9 protein-coding genes are annotated in these 16,867 nt (G+C 76.3%); 6 read left to right on the top strand and 3 right to left on the bottom strand.

All coding sequences use genetic code 11. The annotated features are described in order from the left end of the window. The first annotated feature begins 3 nt into the window (after positions 1–3). Complete coding sequence (locus ACIPW5_RS01845; RefSeq protein WP_401238926.1) at positions 4–3,978, top strand: CHAT domain-containing protein; 3,975 nt, start codon at positions 4–6, stop codon at positions 3,976–3,978. 8 nt (positions 3,979–3,986) lie between these two features. Here ACIPW5_RS01845 and ACIPW5_RS01840 read toward each other — a convergent pair whose 3' ends face one another. After that, the gene (locus ACIPW5_RS01840) at positions 3,987–5,837 is read right to left on the bottom strand and encodes a caspase family protein (protein WP_401238924.1); all 1,851 of its coding nucleotides are present in this window, start codon (positions 5,835–5,837) and stop codon (positions 3,987–3,989) included. 140 nt (positions 5,838–5,977) lie between these two features. Here ACIPW5_RS01840 and ACIPW5_RS01835 point away from each other — a divergent pair, with 140 nt between their 5' ends. The 4 genes from ACIPW5_RS01835 (at position 5,978) to ACIPW5_RS01820 (ending at position 10,762) form a co-directional block, all read left to right on the top strand. Beyond that, a complete protein-coding gene (locus tag ACIPW5_RS01835; protein WP_401238922.1) occupies positions 5,978–6,505 on the top strand; it encodes a hypothetical protein in 528 nt (175 codons plus the stop codon). Continuing rightward, positions 6,502–8,277, top strand: coding sequence for a hypothetical protein (locus ACIPW5_RS01830; protein WP_401238919.1), 1,776 nt, complete (start codon positions 6,502–6,504; stop codon positions 8,275–8,277). The genes ACIPW5_RS01835 and ACIPW5_RS01830 overlap by 4 nt, the downstream gene beginning before the upstream one ends. A 309-nt stretch (positions 8,278–8,586) precedes the next feature. Then, entirely contained in the window at positions 8,587–9,180 is a 594-nt protein-coding gene (locus ACIPW5_RS01825; protein ID WP_401238917.1) for a hypothetical protein, read from the top strand. Between the two features lie 16 nt (positions 9,181–9,196). After that, positions 9,197–10,762 carry an AAA family ATPase gene (locus tag ACIPW5_RS01820; RefSeq protein ID WP_401238915.1) on the top strand — a complete coding sequence of 522 codons (1,566 nt, stop codon included), beginning with the start codon at positions 9,197–9,199 and terminating at the stop codon, positions 10,760–10,762. 31 nt (positions 10,763–10,793) lie between these two features. Here ACIPW5_RS01820 and ACIPW5_RS01815 read toward each other — a convergent pair whose 3' ends face one another. Further along, positions 10,794–12,671 (bottom strand): ABC transporter ATP-binding protein, encoded by a 1,878-nt coding sequence (locus ACIPW5_RS01815; RefSeq protein WP_401238912.1) that lies wholly within the window; start codon positions 12,669–12,671, stop codon positions 10,794–10,796. Between the two features lie 140 nt (positions 12,672–12,811). Here ACIPW5_RS01815 and ACIPW5_RS01810 point away from each other — a divergent pair, with 140 nt between their 5' ends. Then, positions 12,812–14,854: an AMP-binding protein gene (locus ACIPW5_RS01810; protein ID WP_401238909.1), complete on the top strand. Its 2,043-nt coding sequence runs from the start codon at positions 12,812–12,814 to the stop codon at positions 14,852–14,854. 27 nt (positions 14,855–14,881) lie between these two features. Here the strand turns inward: ACIPW5_RS01810 and ACIPW5_RS01805 are convergent, their stop codons facing one another. Further along, the gene (locus ACIPW5_RS01805; protein ID WP_401238906.1) at positions 14,882–16,756 is read right to left on the bottom strand and encodes a GNAT family N-acetyltransferase; all 1,875 of its coding nucleotides are present in this window, start codon (positions 16,754–16,756) and stop codon (positions 14,882–14,884) included. Between the last annotated feature and the right edge of the window lie 111 nt (positions 16,757–16,867).

Raw genomic sequence — 16,867 nt, 5'->3', positions numbered from 1 at the left:
CCTGTGGACACCGCCGCGCTGAGAGCCGCCCGCGACGAGGCCATGACCGCGCTCACCGGCGTCCCGGCCGGCAGCGCCGAGGCCCGCGAACTGTGCGGGCGGGCCGGGGAGCTGAGTTACCGGCTGTGGGAGGAACAGGACGACCCCGAGGACCGCGACCTCGCCGCCGAAGCCTTCGCCCACGCCTTCCGCGGCCCGGACGAGGGCCCCGCCCGGCCGGTCCGGCGCATCATGTACGGACACCTCCTCGCCCTGCGGTACGACGAGCGGCCCGACCCGCAGACGGCCGCCGAGGTCCGGGCCCTGCTCGTCCGGGCCCTGGCCGAACTGCCGGACGCGGAGCGGCCGTCACCGCGCGCGGTGCACGCCCGGTGGGTCCTCGCCTACCTCACCAAGCGCCGCGTCGTGGACGGAGCCGACGAGCCCGGCCTCCTCGACGAGGCCCTGCGCCGGGGCCAGGAGGCCCTCGACGACACCGGCGGCCAGGACGCCGACCTCCTGGAGGCCCTCGGCTACCTCTGGCAGAACCACGGCCTGCGCACCGGCGACACCGCCTCGTACCTCCGCTCCGCCGACCACTACGGCCGGGCGCTGACCACCGGCGAGGCGGACCGGGACCTGCCGCTCGTACGCCAGTCACGCGGCTTGTCCCTCATCCTCGGCGGCTACCACGCCACCGACCGGGCCGCCCTCGAAGAAGGCCGCGACGAGACCGCGCGGGCCCTGGCCGAGGCGGACGGACACCCCGCATGGGAGCGGCCCGCCCGGCTGCGGCTCGCCTTCGCCCGCGTCGCGATCGGCGGCACGTGGTCCGAGGAAGCGGAGGCCGACCGGGCCGAGGAGGAACTCGCCGGGCTGCTGACCACCGGCGCCGAGATGGACGAACTGCCCTGGTTCTACCTCGACGTCCTGGGCCGCTTCCTGTTCTCCCGGGCCCAGCCCCGCTTCGACCTGCCGGCCATCGACCGCGCCATCGGCCTGCTCACCCGGGCCGTGGACCGGTGGACGCCGGCCGACGGGGACCTCGGGCCCGCCGCGCTGGGCCTCGTCCACGCCCAGCAGCTGCTGTACGAGACGGACCAGGGCCCGGAGCGGCTGAGGGCCATCGAGCGGGCCGGACTGGCGGCGGTGGAAGCGGACGGAACGGCCCCCGAGATACGCGACGTGCTGCTCATGCTGGTCTCCGAGGCGCAGCACCGGCTCGGCCCCGACCATCCGCAGGACGTGTCCGTCGACGAGGTCGTGCGCATCTACCACCAGTTCCAGGAGCGCATCAGCAGCGGCGAGTTCTCCCCGGACTTCAGCTTCGACTCGATCTTCAACGGCGAGGGGTCCCCGGCCCGCGAAGCCTGGGAACGCCGGATGGCGGAGCTGATCGAGAACTGGCGGTCGGCGGAGCCCGGCATAGGCCGAGCCGAACGGGCCGCCCACTTCCTCGCGGCGCTGCCCCTCATCGACCCCGACGGCGAACGCCTGGGCCCGGAACGCGAGGCGGAACTGACCGCGGCCGTCCTCGCCTACGCCGAAGAGGACCCCGAGTGGCGAGGTCACGGCCTCGCGGTGCTCGGCAACTTCCGTCTCGCCCAAGGCGTCACGGGGATGGACGCGGACCGGCTCGAAGAAGCCGTGGAGCACTTCGCGGCGGCCGCCGCGGCCGGCAACGACAGCCCCTGGGTGGCCTACGGCTCCACCATCGCCTCGGGGATGGTCGCCCAGCTGCGCGGGGTCACCAGCGGCTCCGTGGTCGAACGGGCCGACTGGGAGCGGATCCGCGAGCAGCTCGGAGCTTCCCCGAAGCTGGACCTCGTGCTGCGCGTCCAGCAGGCGGTGCCCCGGGCCCTGCTCGCCGTCAAACGGGGCGACCTGCCGGAGGCCGACCGGCAGGCCGCCGAAGCCGCCCGGGCCCTCGAACGGTGGGACCGCGCCGACCCCTCCTGGATCGAGGCCTTCGGCATGCTGGAATCGGCCCGGATGGCACGGGAGAACCTCGCCCAGCGCCTCGGAGCGCCCCGGACCCCACCGCCGGCCGGGCGGCCCACGGGAGCGGAGCTGCTCCGCCTGGCGGCCCGGCTGCCCCGCCTGCACCGGGCCAACGTGATCGGCAACATCGCCCTCGCCTGGCGCGCCGACGCCCTGCTCGCGTACGACGTGCCGCGCGTCCGCGAGACCCTCGCCCTGTCCGAGGAGGCGATCGGCTGCGCCGAGCCCGGCGGCGACACATGGACCCGGCTGACCTCCGAGGTGGGCGCCACGTACTGCACCCTGGTGATGGCGAACGAAGAGCCGCGCTCGCCGCAGCGCGCCCGGGACCTGGAGCGGGCCATCGGCCTCCTCGAAGGTTCCGTGGACGCCATGGGCGGCCCCGAGCACCGGCTCTGGTCGGTCGCCGCCCACTCCCTCGGCCGCGCCTACCGCGTCCGCGGCCGCATCGCCCGCCGCGACCGTGAACGCGGCCGCCGCCTCGGCCTGGAGGCCCTGCGGGGCTTCGCCTGTTCCGCCCTGTTCCAGTCCGGCACCCAGGACGCGGCCGAGGCCGCCCGGCTGGCCACCGACCTCTCCGAGGAGGTCGTCGGCTGGTGCCTCGCCGACCGGGCCCCGCAGGACGCCCTCCAGGCCCTCGACGCCTGCCGCGGGCTGGTCCTGCACGCCGCCACCACCAGCCGTTCCGTCCCCGAACTGCTCACCGCCGCCGGACGGGACGCCCTGGCCGCCGAGTGGCGGGCGGCCGGCGCCGCGGACGACCCCGACGCCGCGCCGGGAGACCTGCGACGCCGCGTCGTGCTCGCCCTCACCGAAGCCCGCGTCCGGCTGCTCGACCCGCCCGCCCCCGAGGAGATCGGCGCGGCCCTGCGCACCCAGGGCAAGGACGCCCTCGTCTACCTGGTCGCCGCCACCCGGCACTGCCCCGGCACCGCCGTCGTCGTCACCTCCCGCGGGGACGTCCACGAAGTGCCGCTGCCCGGCCTGCGGGCGGACGCCGGCCCGCTGCGCGACTACCACCCGGGCGGCACCCCCGCACCCCGCGACATGGGGCCCGTGCCGGGCCACGGCCCCGCCCCGGCCCGGCCGCTGCGCGAGCAGCTCGACCGGCTCTGCGCCTGGGTCTGGCGGGCCGCCCTGCGCCCGCTGCTCGGCGTGTTCGACGTCCCCGACCGGCCCGGCCGGCTGCCCCGGCTGGTCCTCGTACCGATGGGCCCGCTCGGCCTCGTCCCCTGGCACGCGGCGTTCGCCGACACGAGCACGGGCCGCCGGTACGCCCTCCAGGACGCGGAGATCTCCTACGCGGCCTCCGCCCGCCTGCTCTGCGAGGTCGCGGCCCGCCCGGCCGTCCCGCACACCGGCACCGCGCTGGTCGTCGGCGACCCCACCGGCGACCTCCCGTACGCGGGGGAGGAGGCCGACGCCGTCCTGCACGCCTTCTACCCCGGCGGCGACCGGCTGGGCCTGCGCTCCGGGGACGGGACGCCCGGCGAGGTGGCCCGCTGGCTGCGCGAACGCGCCGACGGCGGTGCCGTGCTGCACCTCGCCTGCCACGGCACGGTCGAGGAGAACCGGCCCCGCAGCTCCTACCTCGCGCTCAAGGACGGCGTCCTGACCGCGGAGGAGCTCACCGGCGCCGCCCACGGGCCGCTCGGGCTCGTCGTGCTCGCCGCCTGCCGCAGCCAGGTCTCCGGGCGGGGCCTCAACGAGGCCTACAGCCTGTCCTCCGCCTTCCTCGTGGCCGGCAGCCGGTCCGTCATCGGCTCGCTGTGGCCGGTCCCCGACGACGCCACCTCCGTCCTGATGTTCCTGACCCACCACTACCTGCGCCGCGAGCAGGAGCCGCCCGCCCGGGCGCTGCGCCGGGCCCAGCTGTGGATGCTGGACCCGGAGCGGGCCGTCCCCGACGGGTTGCCGCCCGCCCTCGCCGCCCGGCTGCGGCGCCTCGACCCGGACGACCTCACCGCCTGGGCCGGGTTCACCCACCTCGGGCAGTGAGGCCCCGCCTACGGCACCACCGTGCGCAGCGCCAGGGTGCTCGCGCCCCACCGGCCCGAGGCGGAGGAGCCCGCCGGCCGCATGATCCGGTCCGGGTCGGTCAGCCGCAGCAGCCCGTCCGCCGGTGCGCGCAGGGGCGTGCGGGTGCCGACGCCGCCCGGCTCCCAGCGGCTCAGGCGGAACGGCACCGTGTTCAGCTCGTTCTCGGCCACCACCAGCTTCAGCCAGTCGCGTGCCGAGGCCCCCGGGCGTACCGGCCGGGAGGCCGGCAGGGACATCTGCACCGCCTCCCCGTCCAGGGCGTGGCCGTACATCCCGGAGCCGATGAACTCCCCCGGGAACAGCAGGGTGTCCGCGCCGAAGCGGTCGTCCAGGTTGACCAGCACGCACCACAGCGGCCGGGGGCCGGTGTTGTGCAGCCGCACGGCGATCCGCGGTTCGCGGGAGCCCTCGTACGACACGACGATCTCCCCGTTCCCGTCGGTCCGCAGGGGTTCCCCCTCCCGGTCCTCCCAGGGCCGCACCTCCACCTTGACGTGGCTGCTCAGCGGTGACAGTCCCGCGTCGAGGCCGCGGATCCGGTGCCAGTGCACCAGCCGGGTCAGGCAGTCCCCGAGCCGGGCCGCGTCCGCGTCCGTGGCCAGCGGCAGCGGGGGCACGTACGGGGACCCGTCGCGGCGCAGCACCCGCGCCCGCCCCCCGCGCACCTCCACCCGCAGCAGCAGCCCCGCCGAGGCCTCCTCCGGCGAGCCCGCCGCCACCTCGTGCAGCAGCGGGGAGGCGGGCAGGAGCCCCTCGGCCCCGTCGAGGACCACCGCCGCCGGGGGCAGGGCCAGCGCCGACACGGACACCGCGTGCACCGAGCCCGGGTTCGGCGTCCAGCCGTCGGGGACGACCAGGGTGCGGTCCGCCCGCACCGCCCCGGCCCGTACGAGTCCGCCGCCCGCGGCCTTGAACTCCGTGCCCGGGCCGCCGGTCAGGCCGTGCACCCGGCCGCAGTCCACCTCCCAGCCGTCGGGGCCCTCCCGCAGCAGGTACGGGCTCGGCTCGGCCGACCGCAGGGCCCCGCCCTCCAGCAGCGGCCGGTCCGCGGGCCCGCCGGGCTGGACGGGGAACAGCACCGGCTGCTGCCCGTTCACCAGCCGCCGCACCCCGGCCTCCGCCTGGGCGAGCAGCTGCCGGAGCGTGGTCCCCGGCGCGGCGGCCCGCAGGGCGCGGGTCAGGGCGTACGAGAACACGCCGTGGACGACCGGCCCGTCGGGGCCCTCCAGCGGCCGTTCGAACGCGGGCTGGTTGCTCCGGCTCGCCGCCAGCAGCACATGGGCGGTCATCCGGGCCGGCCCGCTCGTGTCCCGCGTCCCGGCGGACGGTTCCGGCCGCCACGACGGCAGCGGCAGCAGCATCCGGGAGGGCCAGTCGTCCCGGCTGGACCCGCCCGAGAAGCAGGAGTCCAGCACCGCCACCACCCGGGCGCCGCCCGCCGCCGCCCCGTCCAGCAGCACGCCCAGCCGCTTGTCCGGCAGCGGCCCGTCCGCGCAGACCAGTGCCTGGCACCGGCCGGTCGGCTCGATCAACAGCTCTTCGGGGGTCTGCGCCGGGTACTCCGTACCGTGCCCCGAGAACCAGAACAGCGCGGTGTCCCCGGGACCGGCCTGCCCGAGGTGGCCCACGATCCCCTCCTGCACGGCGGCGGCGGTGGCCGCGCCGTCGGTGAGGACACGGGCGCGGACCCGGCCCGGGGCCACCGCTTCCAGCGCGGCGCCGGCCGCGGCCACGTCGTTCAGACAGCCGCGCAGATCGGCACGCGTCTCCGCGCGGTACTCGTTGATGCCCACGAGCAGGGCGTACACGGTCTCCATGGCTCCAGTGTGGTCCGCCGCACCGGACGGCCACTGGCCGGAATCCGGTCGGTTCGAGGGCGGTTGCCGGTCCGCCGAGGCCCATATCCCTTTTGTGGTCGCACGATTGACGGTACGTCATTAACCTGCGTGCTCCACTCATGAAATCGGGGGAGGCCATGGGGTACATCGAGCGTCCGCGCAGGATCGTCGAAGGACCGGCCCGCGATCCGCGGGCGACGGGCGGGAGACCGGGACCCGCGCCCGCGGCCGCCGGGGCCGGCCGCCCGCCGGGCCCGGTCGCCGACCGGCTGAAGGACCGTTCACGGGAACTGCTCGAAGCCGTCTCCGGCTTCGACGCGGGCCTCGACGAGGCGGCCCGGCGGCGGCTCGCCGACTGGATCCGCGCCCACTACGAGAGCGAACACCCGGGCGCCCCCGTCGGCTTCCTCGCCCGCTGCCACCTGGGCCCGCCCTACGTCGACCACGTCCTCGACCTCTTCGGCGCCATCGTCACCCACTACGCGCCCCGCGACACCCTCCCCGAGCCCTACGGCGGGGCCCGGATGCTGGTGCGCAACCCCGGCTACGCGTACGTGGAGGTCCACTCCGACGGGCTGGTGCTGCCCGTCCTGGCCGGCGGATCCGTGGTCAGGCCCGCCGGACCGCGCTCGGGAGGTGCGGCATGAGCGCCGTCGACGCCGGCCTGTACGTCAAGCTCGCCGCGATCAACCGGCTCGTCCTCGGCGTCTCCGAACAGGTCGTCCAGGTCGGCGCCCAGGTCAAGCACGTCGAAGCGCAGCAGGACCAGGCGCGCGGCGAACTCCGGCAGCTGCGGCAGGAGTTCCTCGCCTTCGTCGCCCAGGCCCGGCTCGTCGCCGCCCTCCAGCGCGCCGAGACCCGCGTCGGGGTCCTCCAGGACCAGCTCGACCACGAGTTCGGCCACCACAAGGTGGTCCGGCGCACGGCCGTCGGCATGCTCCAGGCCTTCGACCTCGGCCTCGTCTCCGAGGACGTCGTCCGCACCGTCGGCGACGAACTGATGCTCCAGACCCCCCGCTACTGGCTCGCACCCGCCCTGGTCGCACTGACCTCCTGGGCCGCCGACGACCCGGCGCTGTGCGAACGGGTCGTGCAGGAGGCCTTCCGCCGCTCCCCGGACCGGACCTCGCTGTTCTTCGCGCTCGTCCTGCGCCGCCAGGCCCGGCCCGCCGAATCCGCGCGCTGGCTGCGCCACTACCTGACGGCCCAGGACCCGCGCGCCCTCGGCCGCGAGTTCGCCGTCATCCTGGAGTCCGTGGCCCAGGGCGCCTTCGGCCCGGTCGGCCGCACCCTGCTGCGCGAGGTCCTCGACGGCTGGCAGGAACTGCTCGCCGCCGACACCGCCGCCCAGGACGTCCAGATCGAGCGCTGGGGAGCCGAACTGCGCACCCTGTGCCCGGCCGTGCCCGCGACCGAGTTCCCGTTCCTGCACTCCCTGTCCCCGCAGTGGCCGCAGCTGGGCGGGGTGCTCTCCGCGGCCCGGGGCCAGCAGGCGATCCTCGACAAGTACACGGCGGTCGTGAACACCGCACCCGCCCCCTCGCAGCGCCTGGAGGACGCCGTCGACGACATCCTCGACCGGCTCGTCTCCGAGTACGACGACGAGGAGCTGCCGCTGCGCCGCGACCTCGCCTACCAGGAGGCGGTGGTCGCCCACGACGGGGACACCGCCCGCGCCCGGACGGCCACCGACGCCGACTCCGCCTCGTACGACGAATCCCTCGACTACCTCACCGTCCAGAGCTCCGCCGCCCTCAACCCGGCCGCCATCGGCACCTCCCAGGCCACCCGGCGGCTCGCCGTGGCCGCCTGCCGGGGCTGGTTCCACCACGCCCACCAGGGCTTCTCCCGGGACTACCGGGCCGTCGTGCCGCAGGACGTCCAGGTCCGCTTCGGGGCCTCGCACCCGCTGGCGGCCGGCGGCCGGTTCCGCCTGCCGCCCTGGCAGGGCTCCTTCCTCAGCCCGCTGCCGGAGCTGCAGCAGGGCCTCGCCGACCACTGGGACCGGCACACCGTCCCCTTCCTCGCCGGCCTCGGGTACGCGTACGCCCGGCCGGTGGCGGTGGCGGTCCTCGTGGTCCTGGTCGCCGCGGTCATCGGCGGCACGGGCGGTGCCGCCGGGGCCGTGATGGCCGCGCTGTTCACCGGCGGCATCGCCTGGCTGGTCATCCACGGCCAGGCCGCCCGGTGCCGTCGCGTCCAGGAGGACGCGCGGCGGGTCCTCGACGAGGCCCGGGCCGAGAGCCTGCGCGACCTGGTCGCCACCCGCGCCGAACTGTCGGCCTGGAACCAGGCGTACGTGGACGCCGACGCCGTCGAGGAACGGGTCCGGGAGCTGATCGCCTCCCTGGACACCGCCACCGAGGGCAACTCCCCCTTCACCGGCCGGACCGTCACCCCGGGAGGCGACCCCGCATGAGCACCCCCGACCCCGCCACCCCGGAGCCCGCGGCCGCGGCCGCCGCCCCCCCCCCCCCCGGGGGGGGGGGGCGCGGGGGGGGGGGGGCGCGCCCCCCCCCCCCCCCCCCCCCGGGCCCCCGGGCCCGCCCCCCCCCCCCCCCCCGGCGGGGCGGGGGGGGGGGGGGGGGCGGGCCCCCCCCCCCCCCGCCGGGGAGCGCTCCACCGCCCGGCTGCGCCGGATCGTGGAGGGACTGCCCGACTGGTCCCCGCTCCCGCCCGGCGAACAGCTCGTCCGCCGCCCCGGCACCCGGCGGGAGCAGCCCTGACCATGGACGGGACGTGGGGCCACGGCGGCGCCTACCAGACCTGGACGCGGTTCCTGCGCGACTGGGGCGCGCACGGCGGCGCCGCCACCGCCGAGGCCGCCGCCCGGCTGCCCGTGCTGCGCCCGGAGGACTTCCACTGCGAGACCTGGGCCCGCTTCTCCGGGGAGTTCACCGAAGCCCTGGACCGGCGCCTGCGCGACTGGGCGGCCGCCCTGACCGCCGCCCTGGACGCCGCGGGCGACGAGTTCGCCGCCGGCCGCGCCCTGGCGCAGGCCCGCACCGGCCTGGACGCCGTCCGCGCCCTCACCGCGCACCCCGCCCTGCCGCCGGACCTGCGCGCGCGGCTGCGGGAGCTCACCGAGGGCCACATCGCCGGATTCCAGCGGCAGTTGGAGGCCGCCCTGGACGGGGCCCTGCGGTCCGGCGCGGACCCGCGCGCGGTCGAGGCCCGCCGCCGCACCCTGCGCGACAACCCGCTGACCGCCCCGGGCCCCGGGGGCGCCCCGGCCCCGGACCGGGCCCCCGGCCGGGCCCCGGGCGACGGCTGGGCGTACGACCCGGCGGCGCCCGCCCGCCGCCGCATCGTCACCGACTGACCGGAGACCGCCACCCATGCCCACCTACGCAGAATGCCGGCGCGACCTCGACAGCTACATCTCCGCCCGGGTACCGGTGATCTGCCTGCGCACCATCGAGCAGCAGCGCGCGCTGCGCCTCGTGCGCACCGCCGCCACCCACGCCCGGCGCGCCAACATGCCCTTCTGGATCTACACCCGGGCCACCGGACTGCGGGACCTGCGCACCAACACGGCCGTGCTGGACGACCGCTCCCTCACCGGAGCGATGGAGTACGCGGCCTCCCAGTTCACCTCCCGGCCCAACGCCACCCTGGTCCTCGTCGAACCCGACGGCCTGGACGCGGACACCTCACTGGCCCGGCACGTCGCCGAACTGGCCCGGCTCGCCGACACCAACATGGGCAGCGTCATCCTGATCACCGACAGCCCGGTGTGGAGCGGGCTCCAGCGGCTCGGCATGAGTCTCCAGCTCGACCTGCCCGACGCCGACGAGATGTACGCGACGCTGTCCGCCTTCCTCGACGACCACCGGGGCCACATCCCCGTCGCCTGGGAGGAGCAGGACGTCCGGCGCGCCGCCGGGTTCCTCGTCGGGGTCACCGAGGGGGAGGCCGTCAACCTGATGGCGACCGTCGCCGCCAAGGGCTCGGTGGAGGCGGGTGACGTGGTGCTGCTGGCCCAGTCCAAGGACCGCATCTTCAACGACCTGACCGGACTGCAGAGGGTGCCCCTGAAGGACTCCGACTACGCGGTCGGCGGCCTGAGCAACCTCCGCGACTGGCTGCGCCGGCGCGGCCGCCTGCTCCAGGCCGACCTGCGCGCCACCGACCTGCGGCCGCCGCGCGGGGTGCTGCTGGTCGGCGTGCCGGGCTGCGGCAAGTCGCTGTCCGCGAAGGCCGTCGCCGCCCAGTGGCAGCTCCCGCTGTACCGGCTGGACATGGGCTCCATCCACGGCAAGTACCTCGGCGAGTCCGAGGGCCGGTTCCGGGAGGCGCTGGAGACCGCCGACCGGGTCGCGCCCTGCGTGCTGTGGATCGACGAGATCGAGAAGGGGCTCGCCGGGGTGAACGACGGCACCGGGGTGCCGCAGCGCATCATCGGCCAGTTCCTCTTCTGGCTCCAGGAGTCGCAGTCCCGTGCCTTCGTGGTGGCCACCGCCAACGACGTCCGCAGCCTGCCGCCGGAGCTGCTGCGCAAGGGCCGCTTCGACGAGCTGTTCTTCGTCGACCTGCCCGACGCCCGGGACCGCGAGGAGATCATCGGGATCTACTACCGCCGCTACCTGAGGGCCGAGCCCGGTCGCGAGCAGCTGGCCCGGCTCGTGGACCTCTCCGAGGGCTTCGCCGGCTCGGACATCGAGGCCGCCCTGCACGACGTCGGCGCCGAGGTCTACCTGGGCGGCGGCACCGAGCTGATGCGGCCCGACTTCGTGGAGGACACCTTCTCCAACACGGTGCCGCTCAGCCGCAACAACCCGGAGCAGATCGAGGAGATCCGGGCCTGGGGCCGCGAACGCGCCGTCCCCGCAGGGCGCTTCGCGGCCAGCGCGGCCCAGGGCTCCGCCGGACAGGGCCGCCGGATCGTGTTCCTGGACGACTGACCCCCGGCCGCCGCCGGTCCGGGCCGCCGGTTCACGCCGCCGCGGCGCCGCGCGCGGCGAACTGGGTCCGGTACAGCTCGGCGTACCGGCCGTCCGCCGCCAGCAGGGCGGGGTGCGTACCGCGTTCGACGATCCGGCCCTCCTCCACCACGAGGATCAGGTCGGCGGCCTGGACGGTGGACAGCCGGTGCGCGATCACCACGGCCGTGCGGCCGGCCAGGGCCTCGGCCAGCGCCTCCTGCACGGCCGCCTCCGAGGTGGAGTCCAGGTGGGCGGTGGCCTCGTCGAGGATCACCACCCGCTGCCGGGCCAGCAGCAGCCGGGCGATGGTCAGCCGCTGCCGCTCCCCGCCCGACAGCCGGTAGCCGCGCTCGCCGACGACGGTGTCCAGGCCGTCGGGGAGGGAGGCGACGAGCCCGTCCAGGCGGGAGCGGCGCAGGGCCTCCCACAGCTCCTCCTCGGTCGCCCCGGGCCGGGCCAGCAGCAGGTTGGCCCGTACCGACTCGTGGAAGAGGTGCCCGTCCTGGGTGACCATGCCGAGGGTGTCGCGGATGGAGTCGGCCGTGAGGTCCCGTACGTCGACGCCGCCCAGGCGGACGGCGCCCGCGTCGGCGTCGTACAGCCGGGGCAGCAGCTGGGCGATGGTCGACTTCCCGGCGCCCGAGGAGCCGACGAGGGCGACCATCTGGCCGGGCTCCGCGCGGAAGGACACCTCGTGGAGCACCCGGGTGCCGCCCCGGGCGTCGAGGGCGGCCACCTCCTCCAGGGAGGCGAGGGAGACCTTGTCGGCGGAGGGGTAGCCGAAGGAGACCCGGTCGAACTCCACCGACACCGGGCCGTCGGGCACCTCGACGGCGTCCGGCTTCTGGGCGATCAGCGGCTCCAGGTCGAGGATCTCGAAGACCCGCTCGAAGCTGACCATGGCGCTCATCACCTCGACCCGGGCCCCGGCCAGCGCGGTCAATGGCGCGTACAGCCGGGTCAGGAGCAGGGCGAGGGCGACCACGGAGCCGGCCTCCAGGGTGCCGCGCAGGGCGAAGTACCCGCCCAGCCCGTACACCAGGGCGAGGGCCAGCGCGGAGACCAGGGTCAGGGCGGTGATGAAGGCCGACTGGGCCATCGCCGTACGGATCCCGATGTCCCGGACCCGGGCCGCGCGGGCCGCGAACTCGGCGGACTCGTCCGAGGGCCGCCCGAACAGTTTCACCAGGGTCGCGCCGGGCGCGGAGAACCGTTCCGTCATCTGCGTGCCCATCGCCGCGTTGAGCGTCGACGCCTCCCGCTGCATCCCGGCCATCCGCGCGCCCATCCGGCGGGCCGGCAGCACGAACACCGGCAGCAGCACCAGCGCCAGCAGGGTGATCTGCCAGGAGATGGTGAGCATCACGCCCAGCGTCAGCAGCAGGGTCACGAGGTTGGAGACCACCCCGGAGAGGGTGTTGCTGAAGGCCCGCTGGGCGCCGATCACGTCGTTGTTGAGGCGGCTGACCAGGGCGCCCGTCCGGGTCCGGGTGAAGAAGGCGACGGGCATCCGCTGGACGTGGTCGAAGACCGCCCGCCGCAGGTCCAGGATCAGCCCCTCCCCGAGGGTGGAGGACAGCTTGCGCGTCAGCAGGCCCAGGGCCGCCTCGGCCACCGCGATCACCGCGATGAGCAGGGCCAGCCGGACCACCCGGCCCTCGTCCCCGTGCCCGACGATGGTGTCGACGATCCGGCTGGCCAGCAGGGGAGTGGCCACGGCCAGCAGGGCGCCCACCACGCTCAGCAGCAGGAAGAGGGTCAGCCCGCGCCGGTGCGGGCGGGCGAAGGCGGCGATCCGGCGCAGGCTCGCCCGGGAGAGCGGGCGGCGGTCCTGCTGGGCGTTGATCGCGCTGTGCAGCGAATGCCAGGCGGTGACTTCCATATCCATGCCACCACGCTAGAACCTCAAGTTAAGTCGAGGTCAACGGATCCGCCTCGGACTCACTCCCAGGTGTGGCCAACTCACGTTTTGCCAACGGAACTTCGACACCCCCGGGCGCTGTCGGCGCCCGGTGGCATCATCGGGGAATGACGCAGCCACCGCAGTCATCACCGCCGGACCACCCCGCCCCCGAGGGCGCCGACACCGTACTGGCCCGCTTCGGCGCGTGGGCCCGCCGCACCCCGGAGGCCCCCGCGCTCGTCACCGGGGACGAGACCGTCCCGTACGCCGTCCTCGACGCGGAGTCCGACCGGCTGGCCCGGTACCTGGCGGACGGGGGCCTGCCCGCGGACGGCCTCGTCGCCCTCGCCCTGCCCCGGCAGCGCGAACTGGTCACGGCCCTGCTCGCCGTGCTCAAGGCCGGCGGGACCTACACCGTCCTCGACGTCGCCGACCCGCGCGTCGGCAGGCGGCAGCTCGCCGCCCTCGCCCCGGACCTGCTCATCGCCCGCCCCATCGACGAGGCCCGCCTCGACGGGGGCGAGGGGCTGCGCACGCTCGACCCCGACCGTGCCCTCGGCCCCGGCCCCGGCCCCGGCGCGGACGCGGAGCCCGGACCGCCGTCCACGCGTACGACCGGAGCGGGCGGCGCGGCCGTGCTGTTCACCGGCGCCCCCGACCCACGCCCCGTCCCCGTCGGCCACGCGACCCTGCTCGCCGCCCACGAAGGCTGGGCGGAGACGGCCCGGCTGGCCCCCGGGGACCGGCACCTGTTCACCGCCGGGCCGGACACCACGCCCTTCGCCGCCGGCTGGACCCGGGCCCTGTGCTCCGGCGGCGCACTCGTCCTGCCCGAGGGCGCCGTGTGGCTGCCCGGACAGGCGCGCCGAGCCGTCCGCAAGGCGGAGGTCAGCGTGCTCCACACGGACCCGGCCGGAGCTGCGGAGCTGCTGCTCGCACAAGAGCCCCCGGCGTCCGACATCGCCCCGTTCCGCCGGGGGCCGGACGCCGAACTCCGGTCGCTGCGGCTGCTCGCCGTCAGCGGGGACCGCCTCTACCTCGACGACCACAGCGCCTTCCAGGACCGGCTGCGCCCCGGCGCGCGCGTGCTCAACGTCTACGCCCTCACCGAGGCCGCCGGCACCGGCACCTGGTTCGAACTCCCGCAGCTGCCCCGCCCGCTGGACGGGCCCGAGCGGATCTCCCTGCTCGGCACCCCCTTCCCCGGCTGCGGGGTCCGGGTGCTCGACGGGCAGCTCACCGTGGAACCGCCCGGCGGCGGGGAGGCGATAGCCACCGGCGATCTCGGGGTGCTCCGCCCGGACGGGCTGCTGGAGTTCGCAGGCAGGGCCGCCGACCGGATCGAGGCCGAGGACGGCACCCGGATCGACCCCCACCCGCTGGAGTCCGAGATCCGGGCGCACGCCTCCGTGGGCACCGCCCTGGTCGCCCGCGTCTCCGTCGCCGGGGGCGGCCACCGGCTCGTCGCGTACCTTTCACCGCCGCACGGCCTCCCGGCCGAGGTCCTGCCGGACACCGCCCGGCTCAGGGAGCACCTGAAGGGCAAAGTGCCCGCCGACGCGGTCCCGCGGGCGGTGGTCCGGATGCGTGCCACGCCCCGCACCCGGGCCGGCCGCGAGGACCGGACCCAGGTGCCGCAGCCGCCGCTGCTCCTGGGCCCGGTGGCCGGGAGCCGGGGCGGGGGCAAGTACGGGGGAGTCCGCACGGCGGGCGCCGCCGGGAGCCCGCAGGTCGTGCCGCTGGCCTTCGGACTGGGATGCGCCGCACCGGTGGTGGGCCTCCTCGCCCGGGTCTTCACGGACGTCATCTGGCCCGGGTCCACCGACCTCACCGGTGTCCCGAACCCGTGGGCCTTCCTCTTCTGGATCCTCTACCTGTGCGAGTCCCTCGCCTTCGGGGCCGGGGTGATGTTCCTGTTCACCGGCCGGCGGCCGATGCTGGACCAGGGGAGGGGGAGGCGCATCACCGTCGCGGCCCACCTGGCGATCGCGTACCTGCTGATCGCCTGGTGGCCGCAGGACAACCTCTACCGGCTGGCCGCCAAACAGGACTGGCCGCGCCAGGCCGCCCTGGTCTACGCCTTCAACGTCCCGCTGATGGTCGCGGCCCTGGTGGTGGCCGTCTACGCCACCCGGAAGCCGGTGAGCCCCTTCGACTTCGACGACTGACCGCCGCGCGCCCCGCTCCCGGCCGGCCTACGGGCCGGGCTTCCGGTCGGGCTCCGGGGCGGAGTGCAGGGCGGGTTGCCGGCCGGGCTCCGGGCCGGCGTGCGGCCCGAAGCCGTCGCCGGCCGCGCGGGCCCGCTCGCGCACCAGGGCCTCGGCCGCGTCCAGTGCCTCCGTGTCCCGCGCGGCCACCAGCACCCCCAGCCACGGCGCCGGGCCGAAGGCGCCCGTCGGGATCGCGGGCACGAACACGGCGCCGAGCTCCGCACAGCCCCGTGCCAGGTCCGCGCACAGCGCCTCCAGCTGCGCGTCCGGCAGCCGCGCGCCCAGCTCCACCCGGTCGGCGATGCGTACGAGGTGCCCCGCGCCCCGGAGTTCGTCCAGCCGGGCCGCCACCATGAAGGCCGCCGACGGGCCGGTCAGCCGCAGGTTGGCCTCGGTGGGCGCGAGCCGGCCCGCCGCGTCGGTGACGAAGTCCACGTCGAACCAGCCCCGGTAGCCGGACGCCGCCAGCTCCCGGCCCACCGCCGCCCCGAACGCCAGCAGCGGCCCTACCAGACGGCCGGGAACCACCCCGGGGCCGACCGTCGCGCCGCGGTAGCCGCCGTCGGCCACGTCCATCACCGCCGCGCCGGCCTCGTGCGGCCGGCCCGAGGCGTCCACGAACCCGTCGTAGGTCAGGTCGCGCGGCACGCGCGGGTCCGCCGGGCCGTGCACGTACTCCTCCAGCAGCAGCGGCCCGCGCGGGAGCCCGCGCAGTACGGCCCGGGCCCCGCCGGCCGCCCGTACGTCTCCGGGGGTGACCACCGTGGTGCCCGAACCGCCGACACCGTGCTCCGATTTGAGAACGGTGCTCTCGCCCGCCCGGGACCGCGCCGCCAGTCGCCGGACGGCCGCCCACCGGGAACCGGCCCGCCACTGTGCGGGGAGCGTGATCCCCGGATGCCCGCCGCCCGCCAGGATCCGCCCGAACAGGGCGTGCGCGGCCGACTTCGACTCGTACCGCAGCCCGTCCGGCCGCCACGGCAGGCCCGCGAGCCGGGCGTACGGTCCGGTCAGCCCCCACGGTACGAGGGGCAGCCCGCCCTCCGTCACCCGCCGGGCCAGCGCCGGCCGGGCCGACACGGCGTCCGACAGCCCGGGGCCCCGCTCCGCCAGCCCGTCGTACACCTCGACCTCCGGGTCCCAGCCCAGTTGCCGGCCGACCAGGGCGACCCAGCCGGGGGACACCGGCCGGGGCAGCACCAGGGCCGCCGGGCGGGGGCTGTAGAAGGCGGCCAGGCAGGCGTAGTCGTGCGCGGCCCGCTGCCCGGGGTCGAGGGAGGGGTCGGCGAACTGGGCGTTGAACTCGGCGACGTTGCCCACGTGGACCGCCGGGAGCCCGCCCGTCCAGGCGCGGGCCCAGTCCGGGAGCGGCACGGGCGCGGCCTCGAACCGTACGAGCCCCTCCGCGGCCGCGCCGGGACGCTCCACCGCGCCCATCGCGCGGTAGAAGCCGGCCGCATGCGGATCGGCGTCGATCAGCAGCCGGCGCACGCCCAGGGCGGCGGCCCGGCGCAGCGCGTCCCGGTACAGCAGCCGCCCGGTGCCGAGTCCGATGGCGGAGGGCTCGACGAAGAGCAGCCCGAGCCGGGCCGCCCGTACCTCCCCGAGCCCGTCGCCGTCCCCGGACCCGTCCTCCGGCCCCTCCCCGGCCTCGTCCAGGGAGGCGAGCCCCAGCAGCGCCCCGCGCACGTTTTCGGCCACCGCGATCCTGCGGCCGGCCAGCTCCTCCTCCCGCACGCGCAGCTGCGGGCCGCACGCGGCCAGGAAGGCGGCGTCGTACCCCCAGTACGCCTTCGACCGCATCACCAGCGCCGTCAGCGCCTCCGCCTCCCCGGCCCGCGCGGCCCTGACCTTTGCCATTTCCTGACCTCCCCATGGTCCGGGGCGGAGCCGTGCGATAGATTCGGCCTCCCCACGGCGCCCCTCCGGCCCGTCCTGGCCCATCCTTTCCCACCCACGCGGAGACAGGCT

It is taken from the genome of Streptomyces sp. NPDC090077, assembly GCF_044747545.1.
Lineage (GTDB): Bacteria > Actinomycetota > Actinomycetes > Streptomycetales > Streptomycetaceae > Streptomyces.
This window is presented reverse-complemented; position numbering and strand designations above follow the sequence as displayed.